Annotated in this window: 11 protein-coding genes; 3 read left to right on the forward strand and 8 right to left on the reverse strand. The window is 49.5% G+C overall.

The window, feature by feature from the left end; genetic code table 11:
- Nucleotides 1–129: 129 nt before the first annotated feature.
- Together modB and modA are read right to left on the reverse strand one after the other, a co-directional pair.
- Nucleotides 130–801 carry a molybdate ABC transporter permease subunit gene (modB, locus tag PCH02S_RS12895; RefSeq protein ID WP_127453800.1) on the reverse strand — a complete coding sequence of 224 codons (672 nt, stop codon included), beginning with the start codon at nucleotides 799–801 and terminating at the stop codon, nucleotides 130–132.
- Nucleotides 801–1,673: a molybdate ABC transporter substrate-binding protein gene (gene modA, locus PCH02S_RS12900; protein WP_407670068.1), complete on the reverse strand. Its 873-nt coding sequence runs from the start codon at nucleotides 1,671–1,673 to the stop codon at nucleotides 801–803. Before modA ends, modB begins: the two co-directional genes overlap by 1 nt.
- A gap of 170 nt (nucleotides 1,674–1,843) precedes the next feature.
- On the opposite strand from modA, the gene PCH02S_RS12905 reads away from it, so the two are divergent.
- The gene (locus PCH02S_RS12905; RefSeq protein ID WP_127453558.1) at nucleotides 1,844–2,815 is read left to right on the forward strand and encodes a substrate-binding domain-containing protein; all 972 of its coding nucleotides are present in this window, start codon (nucleotides 1,844–1,846) and stop codon (nucleotides 2,813–2,815) included.
- On the opposite strand, the gene PCH02S_RS12910 is transcribed toward PCH02S_RS12905, so the two are convergent.
- Together PCH02S_RS12910 and PCH02S_RS12915 are read right to left on the reverse strand one after the other, a co-directional pair.
- Nucleotides 2,812–6,888, reverse strand: a complete 4,077-nt coding sequence (locus PCH02S_RS12910) for a sulfite reductase subunit alpha (RefSeq protein ID WP_127453560.1) — start codon at nucleotides 6,886–6,888, stop codon at nucleotides 2,812–2,814. The genes PCH02S_RS12905 and PCH02S_RS12910 overlap by 4 nt on opposite strands.
- 218 nt (nucleotides 6,889–7,106) lie before the next feature.
- On the reverse strand, nucleotides 7,107–7,508 hold the full coding sequence (locus PCH02S_RS12915) for a MarR family winged helix-turn-helix transcriptional regulator (protein ID WP_127453562.1): 402 nt from the start codon (nucleotides 7,506–7,508) through the stop codon (nucleotides 7,107–7,109).
- Nucleotides 7,509–7,660: 152 nt separating this feature from the next.
- On the opposite strand from PCH02S_RS12915, the gene PCH02S_RS12920 reads away from it, so the two are divergent.
- Together PCH02S_RS12920 and PCH02S_RS12925 are read left to right on the forward strand one after the other, a co-directional pair.
- A complete protein-coding gene (locus PCH02S_RS12920; protein WP_127453564.1) occupies nucleotides 7,661–8,953 on the forward strand; it encodes an arsenic transporter in 1,293 nt (430 codons plus the stop codon).
- 92 nt (nucleotides 8,954–9,045) lie between these two features.
- A complete protein-coding gene (locus PCH02S_RS12925; protein WP_127453566.1) occupies nucleotides 9,046–9,672 on the forward strand; it encodes a DUF2238 domain-containing protein in 627 nt (208 codons plus the stop codon).
- On the opposite strand, the gene PCH02S_RS12930 is transcribed toward PCH02S_RS12925, so the two are convergent.
- From PCH02S_RS12930 to PCH02S_RS12945, 4 genes are all read right to left on the reverse strand, one after another.
- Nucleotides 9,652–9,978 (reverse strand): YnfA family protein, encoded by a 327-nt coding sequence (locus PCH02S_RS12930; protein ID WP_127453805.1) that lies wholly within the window; start codon nucleotides 9,976–9,978, stop codon nucleotides 9,652–9,654. The genes PCH02S_RS12925 and PCH02S_RS12930 overlap by 21 nt on opposite strands.
- Before the next feature lie 171 nt (nucleotides 9,979–10,149).
- On the reverse strand, nucleotides 10,150–10,878 hold the full coding sequence (locus PCH02S_RS12935; RefSeq protein WP_127453568.1) for an anti-sigma factor: 729 nt from the start codon (nucleotides 10,876–10,878) through the stop codon (nucleotides 10,150–10,152).
- Nucleotides 10,879–10,882: 4 nt separating this feature from the next.
- The gene (locus PCH02S_RS12940; RefSeq protein ID WP_127453570.1) at nucleotides 10,883–11,449 is read right to left on the reverse strand and encodes a sigma-70 family RNA polymerase sigma factor; all 567 of its coding nucleotides are present in this window, start codon (nucleotides 11,447–11,449) and stop codon (nucleotides 10,883–10,885) included.
- Nucleotides 11,450–11,591: 142 nt separating this feature from the next.
- Nucleotides 11,592–13,274, reverse strand: coding sequence for a hypothetical protein (locus PCH02S_RS12945; RefSeq protein ID WP_127453572.1), 1,683 nt, complete (start codon nucleotides 13,272–13,274; stop codon nucleotides 11,592–11,594).
- Nucleotides 13,275–13,311 lie beyond the last annotated feature (37 nt).

A 13,311-nucleotide genomic window follows, 5' to 3' on the forward strand; every position in this document is an offset into this window, starting at 1 on the left:
CGAGGACGAAACGGCCGGCAACAAAGCCCGGCTGTGCTAGCCAAATATATGTGTAATATCATGTACCATGGCCCGCTGCGAGCACTTGGCTCCATGCCACCAACAAAGAAATAACACGCTTTAGTTTCTTTAATTAACACTTTTGCGATTAACGAACAAAACCAACCCAAAGGAGATCACAATAATCGCCCCTGCCCAGCACCACGCGAGGGTCTGGTTCCCCGACTCCACTGCGATATAAATCGCCGTAGGCAATGTCTGCGTCTTGTGCGGGATGTTGCCCGCAATCATGAGCGTTGCGCCGAATTCACCCAACCCCCGGGCAAAACCTAGGATGTAAGCGGCCGTTATCGAGCGCCACGCAAGTGGCAGCGTGATGTAACGCAGCACCTGCCACTCCTTGGCTCCCGATGATCTTCCTGCATCCTCTACGTCTCTGCTAACGGAGGCAAAGCCTGTTTTCATCGTTTGATACACAAGGGGAAAAGCGACCACAATCGAAGCGATCACGGCAGCACCCCATGTAAAAATAATGGACTGATTAAATAACATCTCCATCCCTGCACCGATCCAGCTCTTTTTGCCGAGAACCACCAGCAAGATGAAGCCAACAACGGTCGGCGGCAGCACCAGAGGCAGCAGAATCGCCGTTTCGATGAAGGACTTCCCGCGGAAGCTTCGCCGCGACATTCCCCAGGCTGCCAAGCCGCCAAGGATAAGAACGAATACACTGGATACCGCCGCTACTTTCAGCGAAAGCAGGATGGGATCAAAGAAGTCACGCCAAGCGATTTGTTCCATCATTCGGGAATCGTGAAACCGTATTTCACAAAGACATCCTGCGCTTCTTTCGTTTGAAGGTACGCATAGAAATCCGCAGCCTCTTTGCTATGTTTGGTTGCTTTGACAATACCGGCCGGGTATTCGATCGGCGTGTAAGTTTTGGAGTCTACGCTTAGAGCAACTTTCACTTTTTGCGAAGTCAGCGCATCGGTTTTATAGACGAAACCAGCTTCAGCATTTCCTGATTCTACATAAGTCAGTACCTGGCGAACGTCTTTCCCCTGTACGATTTTGGCTTGCAGCCCATCCCAAAGCTTTGTTTGTGTCAGCGCTTCTTTGGCATAACTTCCTGCCGGAACGGTTTGCGGCTCGCCAATCGCAACGTGTTTAACTCCTTCAGATGTCAGATCTTCCACTTTCTGAACCGCTACTTTGCCATCTGCCGGCACAACGAGCACCAATTCGTTGATCAGCAGGTTCTTTTGCTGTGCGGCGTCAATCAACTGTTTGTCAACGAGTGCTTTCATATTTTTGGTCGCTGCCGATAAAAACACGTCGGCTGGAGCCCCTTGCTCAATTTGCTGCCCAAGCGCGCCAGAAGCGCCAAAGTTATAGTTCAGCTTAATTTGTTTATTTTTAGCTTCATAGCTGGTTTGAATTTCTTTCAGCGCATCCGTTAAACTGGCAGCAGCAGAAATGGTCAATTCCACTTTCTCCGCCGGTGTTGAAGCTGTTGCGGCCAGTGCTGGCGATGATGCAGCTTGCGTCGTTTGCGCCGTCGCTGCTGGAGCAGTCGCCGCCGGCTCTTTCGTACTAGCGCACCCTGTAAACACAACTGAAGTAATAACTAGAAGCATTAAAACATAACCAAATAGTCTTATTTTAAACAAAATAACCCCTCCATCGTCATTATTGTATCTATTTAAATATAAATAGCATGGTTTAGTTTCATTCTATTATATAATCATTCTTTTTTCTAGAAGGGATTAAGATTGTCTTACATCATAGATCCGCTTATGATAGAGAATAACGAATATCCAGAGCGCCTCGGAGGGTAACCATGACAGCCGAAATATCCTATACCACGGAAGAAATCGCGAAGCTTTTAAAAATCTCCAAACTAACGGTCTATGATCTTATAAAAAAAGGGGATTTACCCGCCTATCGGGTAGGTAAACAAATGCGTGTAGACGCCTCAGACTTGGAGGCTTATAAAACGCGCGCCAAAGGTGATATGCTTGCTGCGCCCAAAGCGGACACTGCGGAATCAACGCCGCCGCCCAATACATCGTTAGCCGCTTCATCCGGCTTGTCATCAATCCCCAAAAACACGCTTGTCATCACCGGACAGGACGTCAGCTTGGACATTTTAGCCAAACATATCGAGAAAAAGATCCCTGACAGATGGCCTCTGCGATCCTATGTCGGAAGCTTGGACAGCTTAATCGCCATGTACAGAGGGGAAACCGACATTGTCAGCACGCACCTCTTGGATGGTGACACAGGCGAATACAACATTCCTTATGTACGTAAAATACTGATCGGCTCCTCTTATGTTGTCATCAATCTTGTCTCAAGATCGGCAGGTCTCTACGTTCAGCAAGGAAACCCCAAAAAGCTTCAGGGCTGGGCAGATCTCAAGCAGAAAAGCCTTCGGCTGATTAATCGTGAAAAGGGCTCCGGCGCCCGCGTTTTGCTCGATGAGCAGCTCCGTCTGCATGGCATTTCCTATCGGGATATGATCGGCTATGAACATGAGGAATCGAATCATATGGGCGTCGCAGGCAAAGTGGCTCTGGGGGAAGGAGATTTCGGGGTAGGGATCGAAAAAGCGGCTTCTATGGTCGGTGGCGTCGACTTCATTCCGCTCATTCAAGAGCGCGTTGATCTTGTTATGCTGAAGAAACCAGAGAACCTGGCATGGATCGAACGGGTAAAAGAAGTGCTGCAATCCGAGGTTTTCCATAACGAACTACGCCCTATCCAAGGATATAATCTCTCCCAGACAGGGCGCGTTCTCTTTGAAACTTAATAGACATCTTTCGCATATCGTTTGGTACGCGACATTTCTTTCACATAACTCTCCGTTTCACTTGCACTCATGCCGCTAAGCTGCTGAATAATTTGTTTCAGCGTGGCATCCACCTCTTTGGCCATTGAACTGGCGTCTCCGCAAATATAGAAGTGAGCGCCAGCCTTCAGCCATGCCCACAGCTCAGCCCCATGCTCCAGCATGCGGTGCTGAACGTAAATCTTTTCCTCTTGGTCACGGGAAAAAGCGGTATCCAGACGGTGCAGAGTTCCCTCTTGGCGCATGCTCTCCAGCTCCTCTCTGAAGTAGAAATCACACGCTGCACGCTGTTCCCCAAAAAAAAGCCAGTTCTTTCCTTTGGCCCCGGTCGCCTTACGCTCTTGAAGAAAGCCCCGGAAAGGCCCAATTCCGGTACCCGGTCCGATCATGATCATGCCAATGTCCGGATTGGCGGGCGGTCTGAAGTGAGCGGTCTTTTGGATAAAAATTCCCACCTCGCCCTCGCCCTGGACGCGGTCCGCCAGGAATCCGGAACAAACGCCGGTCCGCGGTTTGCCCTCGATCTCATAACGAACGGTCGATACGGTAATGTGGACTTCATCAGCTTTCGCTTTGGGACTGGAGGAAATGGAATACAAGCGAGGCTGCAGCGGTTTTAACACTTGTAGAAGTTCCTCTGCTGAGACAGCTTTGCTCATTGGGTAAGCTTGCAGCACATCAACCAATTGGCGGCCCCAAAGCCACTTTTTCAGTTCCGCTTTATTTTGCAATAAGTTACCCAGTATTTCGCTATGAGCTCGCTCCTGAATAAACTCCAAAATCCCCGGAGTGACCCTGGCAAGTTCAAAGTGACGGCGAAGCGCCTCGGTGACGGTCATTTGACCTTTGTCTTTTACCGTCACCTGTGTCGATGGTTCCACCTTAGCGGCTTCCAGTATGTCAGAGACCATCTTCGGATCATTGGTTGGCCATACGCCAAGCGCATCCCCGGCCTCGTAAGACATCCCACTGCCCGCTAGATCGAAAACATAGTGACGGGTTTCTTTTTCGGAACCTTCCCCGTTCAAAAGCCTGCTCTTTACCACTCGTGTAGTTAATGGATGATTGCGATCATAGGTCACTTGGGTTTCGGTTGTAACCGCAGCAGTCGGTTCACTTAGTTTCTTCACAATGGCTTTCATCCACGCTGCGGCTTGTTCCTCGTAATCCGTGTCACAATCAATCCGCCCGTTAAGGCGTTTAGCCCCCAACTGCTCCAAACGCGCATCCAAATTGCGCCCAAAGCCGCAAAACAAATCATAGTTGGAATCCCCGAAGGCAAGAACCGAGTAATTCAGATCAGGCAAACGCGGCATTGCTTCTCCTTTTAGCGCGTTCCAGAAGCTCTCCCCGTTATCCGGCGGATCTCCGGCACCGAACGTGCTGACCAAGAAGAAAACGTAACGTTCCGCGCTTAAATCGGCCATTGCATAGGCGTTCATATTCATCAGACGCACGTTGTAACCGGCTTCTTGCAATTTCTGCGCGCATTGGATAGCGGCCCCTTCTGCGTTCCCTGTTTGGGAGGCCCACAGTATCGTCACCGATGCTTTATCAGACTGCGTTGTTTCTACTGCTTTCACTTCTGGCTGGGTGTCCGGCGTTATCACAGGCAGCGCGTTGGTTTCTGGAAGGTAGGTGCGAGAGAACATACCAGCCAGCATACCGTCCAGCCAATACCGTTTGGATGCCTCCAAAGGCGCTGTAGGAGGCAGAACAGGAATACCTGGCACCTGACGTGAATCTTCCGCTCGGAGACTTGTCAAAAATCCGGAAAGATACATCTTCTCATGACTATCCAGCGCCATCGGCGGTGAAGATTGAATGCCGAGCATCGTTGCAAGTGTATCGATAGGTGCCATCGTAGCCATCTTCACATCCTCCTTCTGTTTAGCTAGCGAAACCGCACAATACTTGAGTTCCGGTTGAAAGGAGATGCCGTCCACCGCATCACTTGTCACCTCGTTAATGGCCAGCTTCTCTCCGAACACATCATTCCAATGAAAAGGAGCGAAGCAGTTCCCCGGCCTCACGCGATCGGTTATGACCGCAGGCAGAATGGCAAGTCCGCGACGCGAACGAATTTCTATTTTGTCCTGCTCCTTGACGCCAAGCGACTCGGCATCCTCCGGGTGAATTTCGAGAAAGGGACCAGGGTTCAGCTTATTCAGCGTAGGTATTTTCCCTGTCTTCGTCATGGTATGCCATTGATGCTGCAACCGGCCCGTATTCAACACGAAGCCGTAATCGGAGTCCGGCATCTCCGCCGGCGGCAAATAGGGCCGGGCCAAAAATATTCCTTTCCCACTTTCCGTTGCAAACACGATGCGCGGACGTGTTCCATCTGCAAGTTCCTTCAAATGCTGGCTGACTCCGTCATTCAAATAACGAATCGGATTGCGATCATTCCGGCTGTCCGTCGCTACCGGCCATTGCACCGGTGTTTCGCGCAGCCGTTCATAGGAGGCACCCCGGATGTCGTAGCCGGTCTTAGGATTCCACGCCCGCTGAATCTCCTGATACACTTCCTCCGAGGACGTGTAAGTGAAACCAGCGGAATACCCCATCTCGCAAGCCACCTTGGCGATGATTTGCCAATCCGCCATCGCTTCGCCGGGCGGCTCGACCGCTTTCTCCATCAGCGTCAAATTCCGCTCGGAGTTGATCATGACGCCTTCGGCCTCCGCCCATAAGGCGCCGGGAAGCAGGATGTCCGCGTACGCATTCGTCTCTGTCTCATAGAAGGCATCCTGCGCGATAACGAGCTCTGCGGCCTCAAGGCCTGCAATCACATTCTTGCGATTAGGTACCGTCGCGACCGGATTGGTACAAATAATCCAGCAGGCTTTGATATCTCCGGCCTGCATGCTTTCGAACATGGACACCGTGCCTGTGCCTACTTCGGTCTTCAATGTTCCCCGTGCGATGCCCCACATGTCTTCGATAAAATCCCTGTCTGCCTGCGCCAACACGGATCGCTGCCCTGGCAAGCCAGGGCCCATATACCCCATCTCCCGGCCACCCATGGCGTTGGGTTGGCCCGTAAGGGAGAAGGGCCCGCTTCCTGGCCGACAGATGGCGCCTGTTGCCAGATGCAGGTTGCAGATGGCATTGGTATGCCAAGTTCCGTGAGTGCTCTGGTTCAACCCCATCGTCCAGCACGTCATCCATTCCGGCGACTCGCCAATCCATAATGCCGCTTGACGGATGTCCGCTTCGGGGATACCGGTTAGTTCAGAAACTTTATCCGGCGAGTAGTCTTCCAGGAATGCCGGCATACTTTCCCATCCAGAGGTGAACTCCGCTATAAAAGCCGGGTCCGTATGGCCATTCTTCACAAGCAAGTGCAGCAGGCCGTTCAGAAGCGCAAGATCAGTACCAGGCTTAATTTGCATATAAAGCCCTGCTTTGTCTGCTGTCGCGTTACGGCGGGGATCCACCACGATCAGCTTGGCTCCCGCTTTCACCCGATCCATCATTCGCAGGAAGAGAATGGGATGACAATCCGCCATATTGGCGCCAATAACGAAAAACAAATCCGTGCGGTCCATGTCCTGATAAGATCCCGGCGGACCATCCGCCCCAAGCGACAGCTTGTAGCCACTGCCAGCGCTAGCCATACATAAGCGGGAGTTGGATTCAATGTTATTGGTTCGGATAAAGCCCTTTGCCAGCTTGTTAACCAGATATTGCGCCTCCAGCGACATTTGGCCCGACACATAAAAAGACATGGCATCCGGACCGTACTTGTCAACGATAGAACGCAACCGCTTCGCCGTCTCCCTGATGGCATCGGCCATCCCGGTTTGGACAGGCTCTTTCTTACGCGCTAAACGTTTATATGCGTATTCCATCCGCCCAGACTCTGCGACAGCTTGCGCACAGGTATTGCCCTTGGTGCACAGACGGCCGAAATTAGTCGGATGCTCTTTATCACCCGTCACTTTGAGCACACGGTTGCCAGATACCTCAAGCACAATTCCGCAGCCGACACCGCAATAAGGACAGACGCTTTTCACTTTGTTTGTTGTCATGTTAGTTCACCAGCGCTAACGTGCAGGATGCACGCAATTAATTTTTGTATACATGTAAGAAAAGTGACATCATCGCAAACGAATTATACTTACTTACTACAAAATATATATCGTGTTGCGATAAAAATCAAGTGTTTATGTTAATTTACATAACATTTAAACACCTAATTTTCAGACAATGAATTAACATTTTTAATTTAATGTTATTTTATATGACATTAATCCTCTTCGGGGAATTCCAAAAGCCCGATATTCTTCAATTCATTCATATGAATCTCCGAAAGGTCCTCCAACAGGCGCATGCCGGACTCCGACAAACGGATAAATATGCTCCGCCCGTCATCCGGATTAGGCACACGATACACCAATTGAAGCTGTTCACAGCGGTTAATCAATTCCACACAGGCGTGCGGAGTAACTTGCAAGCGCTCGGCAAGCTCCTTTGGCGTTGCATAATCCCGCCCCGGAAACCCCATGATCGCCAGCATCAGCTGATGATTCTGCGGAGTGAGCCCATGGGCTCTCGCCGCTGACTCACTGAAATGAATAAACTTTCGGATCTGATATCGAAATAAAGCCAGCTGCTCGTAAACCGCTTTGGGTAATCGTTCTTTGGACATATCTGCACCTCGAAAATAAGATACATCATTTTAACATACTACTTCGATTTAAAGGTACGCTTTGGCACCCTTTATCAAATCTTTGATTTAAGCATTGACAAATGATAGAGGAACTATGAAAATGTTGAAGAAATCCTAGTCGGGAGGAACACATGATTTATTTGGCGGTCTTTATTTTCTTACTTACCATTACATTCGTCATCTGGCAGCCACGGGGACTTAATATCGGCTACTCCGCTTCAGCAGGCGCCTTATTGGCACTGATTTTTCAAGTTGTTTCTCTGCAGGACGTCGCTACAGTAACAGGGATCGTTTGGAATGCGACCTTGGCTTTTGTCGGCATTATTCTGATCTCCCTCATCCTGGATAACATCGGTTTCTTCGAGTGGGCAGCCCTGCATATGGCGCGTATGGCCAAGGGCAATGGCAAGCGCATGTTCATCTACGTCATCCTGCTGGGAGCCGCAGTTTCGGCCTTCTTTGCCAATGACGGTGCTGCGCTCATCTTGACGCCTATTGTGCTCGCCATGGTTCGGGCTTTAAAATTCCCGGATAAAATGATTCTCCCCTTCATCATGGCCAGCGGGTTTATCGCGGATACAACGTCCATCCCGTTTGTTGTCAGCAATTTGGTGAATATTGTTTCGGCCGATTTTTTCAATATTGATTTTACGACCTATGCGAGCCGGATGTTCGTCACCAGCCTTTTTTCATTAGGAGCAAGCCTGCTGGTGCTGTATCTATATTTCAGAAAAGATATCCCTGCTGATTATGACGGGACTCATCTCAAGCATCCATCTGCCGCCATTCGAGATCCTCGGCTTTTCCGATTGTCCTGGGTCATTCTGGGTGTTCTGCTAGCGGCATATTTGGCCAGTGGTTTCGTTAAAATCCCTGTTTCCTTCATTGTAGGAATCGCAGCACTCGTCTTCCTCCTGCTTGCCCGCAGCAGTAAGGCCATCCAAACAAAGCAGATCGTCAAAGACGCCCCTTGGGCTATCGTTATTTTTTCAATTGGCATGTATGTCGTCGTATATGGCTTGAAAAATGCCGGCTTAACCGATGCATTAGGAGAATTAATTGAAGTTATTTCGGGATATGGTTTGTTGGCCGCCTCTGTAGGCATGGGGTTCCTGTCTGCTATTCTCTCTTCGATTATGAATAATTTGCCGACCGTATTGATTGGTGCACTAGCGGTAAATGGCACGGGGACTGACGGCGTGATTCGAGAAGCTCTCATTTATGCCAATGTGATCGGGTCCGATTTGGGGCCGAAAATGACACCGATCGGGTCGCTGGCGACACTGCTCTGGCTCCATGTTCTTTCGAAAAAAGGGGTAACGATCACATGGGGGACTTATTTTAGAATCGGTATCGTGCTTACGGTCCCTACGCTGCTAATCACTTTACTTGGTCTATATCTGTGGTTGAAGGTTATTACCTAGGGGCCGCATGACGTTTGTATTTCTGTCCACACTATAGGAATAAGCAGACTTGCTATTTCAATAGTCATATAGAGAAGGTGGACTTGATGGGTATGGGTAAAAAGCAATGGCCTTTGTACGTGATGATCACTGTTTTTGTGGTGTACTGGGTGTTTATGGCGATCACACCAACGGATCGCATGCAGTGGCTGATGGAAAATATACTGCTTGTCTCTGTCATTCTTGTCCTTCTTTTCACTTATAAAAAATTTCGCCTCTCTCAATTGTCCTATTTGTTCATCTTTATCTTCTTGTGCTTTCATACCTATGGGGCGCATTACACCTATCAAGGCACCCCTTTCGACGTTTGGCTGAAGGGAGCCCTCCATACCCATCGCAGCTATTATGATCGGGTTGTGCATCTCCTGTTCGGGCTGCTTTGGGCATATCCGGTCCGCGAATGGCTGACCCGCGCCGGCGGAATGCGAGGCTTCTGGTCTTATGCGATGCCCGTGGCGGTCGTTTTCGGTTTCAGTGCCTTCTTCGAAATCATAGAAATGGGTGCTGCTTATGTGGCAGGTCAAGTTGGCCAGGAGTATGTCGGTATGCAAGGGGATGTCTTTGACTCAGAAAAAGATATGGGGCTCGGTTTAATCGGAGCGGTTATTGCGATGATACTGCTGGGTTGGAAACGCAAGCAGGGAGAAAGTAAGTCTCCCCTAGCCCCGGGGCGCCCATAACATGATGGAAACACCGATGACACAGACTACCGCTCCGGTCCAGTCGTAAAGGTCCGGTGTTTTTTTGTCGATGACCCATCCCCATAACACGGCTAATATAATAAACACTCCGCCATAAGCAGCGTACACCCGACCAAACGAGGGGAAGCTCTGCAAGGTTGGAATTATCCCGTATAAGATGAGGATGATACTTCCCACGATGCCGTACCACAAAGGCTTGGATTCCCGCAGCCATAACCAAACCAGATAACCCCCGCCAATTTCCGCTAACCCTGCGACAACAAAAATCAATATGGATAACAACACAATCTCATTCTCCTCACGGATAAAAATTCCGCCAAGCCATACCTTGGCATTTGAAGCCATCATCTGAAATTTACCTTGTCTTGTCAAGGAATCCCCCTTAAAAAAGCGAACAAGCCGCACCATGAACCCGTTCGTTCATAATGCGGCTTATTCGTTTTCGTAGGCAGCGCTCTAGGAGGTGCCCAATATTTTCTTCCCGCGCGGCTGCAGCCCATTAGGATCGGGCTCAAGCGTAACGCCGAAGGAGTCGATCTGAAAGTCCTTGCCTTTCACCGGAATGCTGTAAGTCAGCACCCCTGTGCCTTTCTCATCAACACGGAGCGTTCCACAGTTATACCGTTTTCCGTTCCGATTGAACCAAACTTGGTACGCCGTATCTCCCTTTGTCTCCTGGAGGCCTTGCAAATTAATGACTACGTTATGAACATCGCCGTTCTGAAGCACCCATGCCGTTCCTGAAGCTGTTGGCATAGAACTTTCAACGGACTTTAATTGGAACGTATGCATGATTTCTGCCGGCTCACTTAAACCCGGATTCGCTGATAGGGCTGAATTCTTCGGTTGGCTGCTCCACCAAATGCCTACTGCCAATCCTAAGATAATCGCAGCGGACAACCCATAGATCCATTTGTATGACCGTTTTTTCTTGCTTGCTATCGTGTTAAGCTTAGCCGGTGGCAGGATGGACTGCATGACCTCCTGCTTTAAGTCCGGCGGCAGCTCGACTTCTTCCATCTCAAAAGGCAAAGCCTGCCAAACTTCCTGCAGGTCTCTTAATTCTTCGCGGCAGCTGGCACAAGTTCGCAGATGCCGCTCGAAAGCCGCGCGTTCTAACTCTGTGCAATCGCCGGTCAAATAATTGACCAAATCATTGCAATCGACAGTTTCATGTTCTTTCATGACGTCATCCCTCCCTCAGTGATGTCAGATGCTTACGAAGTATTTTTAAACATTGATGCAAGCGGCTTTTGATCGTACCCACCGGTTCGTTGGTTTGAGAGGCTATCTCGCTTAACGAATAACCTTGCCAATACATCATATCGATCAATTGAATCTGGCTCTCGGACAAATGAACGTAAGCCTCGTGAATTTGCTCGCCGATCCATTTGCGTGAGATCACGGACTCCGGATCCGGAGCGTCAGAAACAAGAGAATGTTCCCATTCTCTGGGTTCAAAACGGACCACTTGCTCCAGTCTTCGTTTCTTCCTCAAATAATCAATCGTTATATTCCTCGTAACGGTAATAATCCAATTTACAAATCCGCCTTTGCTTGCGTCATAACCCTTCTCCGTCGTCCAGAGCCGTGTAAAAACAAGCTGAACAATTTCTCTGGCCGCCTGTTCCTCTTTCAAGGACTTAAGCGCAAAGGAGTACACCAGCTTCGCATAGCGATCATAAAGCTCTTCCAATGCAGGATGGTGCTTACCCAAGACCAACTTCATGAGTTCGGCATCCGTTCGATTTCGCATATTCGGCACACTCCGAGTGGGAATAAAGTTAATACTACTACCTTATCTCCCCGCATGTTGTCTTGGCAATAGATTTATAGAAAAAGAAAACCCCGCAACGCTGAGCTTGCCAGCATACCGGAGCGTTCCAAAGCTGTCTTGTTTATCTTGCTTCTGTTTTCGCCGGATCGAGAACGAACCAGACTTTGCCTACATTTTGTCCCGTCGTTTCACCAGGGAGATGATCTTTCACCCAATAGTAAAGCGGCCAGCCTTTGTACGTGCTTTGCTTTTTACCGTCAGCTCGCGTCAGCACACCGAAATCACTTGCCGCAAGATCCGCGGAAACCGTCAGGTTCTCGTCGTAAAAGATCGGCCAATTTACCAAACAAGGGCCTACGCAGGAATTTGGATCAGCCTTATCTTTGGTAAACAAGTACAGAGCCATGCCGTTTTGATCGACTAAGTAGGTACCTAACGCATCGGATTTACTTGTTTTTACAGAGGTATTCACAGCTTTTGTTCCACTGAACTTCGCAGGATCAATTACATACCAAACATGGCCAACGTCCTGTCCCGTTGTGTCTCCCATTTTCTTGTCATCTACCCAGTAATACAGCGGGAATCCTTGATACGTCGTTTGCAGGCTGCCATCTGCGCGGACCAAGGTGCCGAAATCGGCTGAGTCCACTCCAGTAGGGGCAGATATTGCACTTGAGTAGAAGACCGGCCATTTCTCCAAGCATTTGCCCGAGCAATTGCTAACGCCCTTCGTGTCTTTATCATAGTAATACAGCGCCATACCGCGAGCATCGGTCAGATAATTGCCTAGATCAGGCTTCGTGCCAATCGCGATTCCGCCATTCGAAGGTTTAATAACGAACCAGACCTTGCCCACATTATCGCCAACCGTGTCTCCCGCTTTCTGATCTTTCGCGAAGTAATACAGCGGCCACCCTTTGTAAGTGAGCTGATCCTTGCCGTCAGCACGCGTGAAAACTCCGAAGTCGGCCGCGCTGAATTCAGCGGGAACCGTAAAATGATTGGCATTGAAAATCGGCCAGTTCGCCAAACAAGAGTCTACGCAAGAATTAACGTCCGCTACATCCTTGGTAAAATAGTATAACGTCATCCCTTTGGCATCTGTTAAATAACTTCCTAACGTATCGCTCATCTTCAAGTCAAGCGCCGGAGTTTCGAGACTGCTTAGTTTACTCGCACTAATTTTGCCCTTGTCGCTTAGGTCTACCGCCAACGTTTTGGATGACCCTTTCATTGGCGCTTTTAACGCCTCGAGTGTAGCGGTCGCGATATGTAGGTTCTTGAATGATTTCACACCGGCAATCTTGGACAAACCATTTTTGGCTGCAAACGTAATGACATCATCGTACTGAAAATCAGTGCCTTGCCCGTAGCCAAGGGATTCCAGCAAAACTTTGTAATACTGCTGAGCAGTGATACCTGCCATAGGTTCGAAAGTATCGGAACCCGTTCCTTGCCAGCCCAGAGCGGGATTCGCTTTCAAGTAACCAAGAATCGCTTGATTCTCCTTGGAAACACCGCTAGCATCCTTAAAGTTGTCAGTTCCCGTATAAGCCAGCGCCTCGGATTCCAAACCCTTTAACCTCAGAGACATCACCGCCGCTTGTAGTCTTGTCGTCGATTTGTTCAAGTATTCCGCGGTCAAGCCGCTGCCATCTCCTTGCAGAATGCCCAAGTCTCCCGCAATATCCGTTTCGGATTTCACGTTCAGCGGTTCCGCCGCCGCGGCCGATAATGCCGCAGCGCCTGCTGCCAGCCCTAATAAAACGAGGGAAGATACGATTACTTTTTTCACATTAACCATGCGCGATGACTCCTCCTTATTTTTGCTACTTAAGGTA

The organism is Paenibacillus chondroitinus NBRC 15376 (genome assembly GCF_004000765.1).
Classification (GTDB): Bacteria; Bacillota; Bacilli; order Paenibacillales; family NBRC-103111; genus Paenibacillus_E; species Paenibacillus_E chondroitinus.

Bases quoted from the DNA above. Each gene is read 5' to 3' on its own strand.
- PCH02S_RS12910 (WP_127453560.1), bottom strand. From the start codon at position 6,888: ATGACAACAAACAAAGTGAAAAGCGTCTGTCCTTATTGCGGTGTCGGC.
- modB (WP_127453800.1), bottom strand. From the start codon at position 801: ATGGAACAAATCGCTTGGCGTGACTTCTTTGATCCCATCCTGCTTTCG.
- PCH02S_RS12925 (WP_127453566.1), top strand. From the start codon at position 9,046: ATGGGTAAAAAGCAATGGCCTTTGTACGTGATGATCACTGTTTTTGTG.
- PCH02S_RS12915 (WP_127453562.1), bottom strand. From the start codon at position 7,508: ATGTCCAAAGAACGATTACCCAAAGCGGTTTACGAGCAGCTGGCTTTA.
- PCH02S_RS12920 (WP_127453564.1), top strand. From the start codon at position 7,661: ATGATTTATTTGGCGGTCTTTATTTTCTTACTTACCATTACATTCGTC.
- PCH02S_RS12940 (WP_127453570.1), bottom strand. From the start codon at position 11,449: ATGCGAAATCGAACGGATGCCGAACTCATGAAGTTGGTCTTGGGTAAG.
- PCH02S_RS12905 (WP_127453558.1), top strand. From the start codon at position 1,844: ATGACAGCCGAAATATCCTATACCACGGAAGAAATCGCGAAGCTTTTA.
- PCH02S_RS12935 (WP_127453568.1), bottom strand. From the start codon at position 10,878: ATGAAAGAACATGAAACTGTCGATTGCAATGATTTGGTCAATTATTTG.
- PCH02S_RS12945 (WP_127453572.1), bottom strand. From the start codon at position 13,274: ATGGTTAATGTGAAAAAAGTAATCGTATCTTCCCTCGTTTTATTAGGG.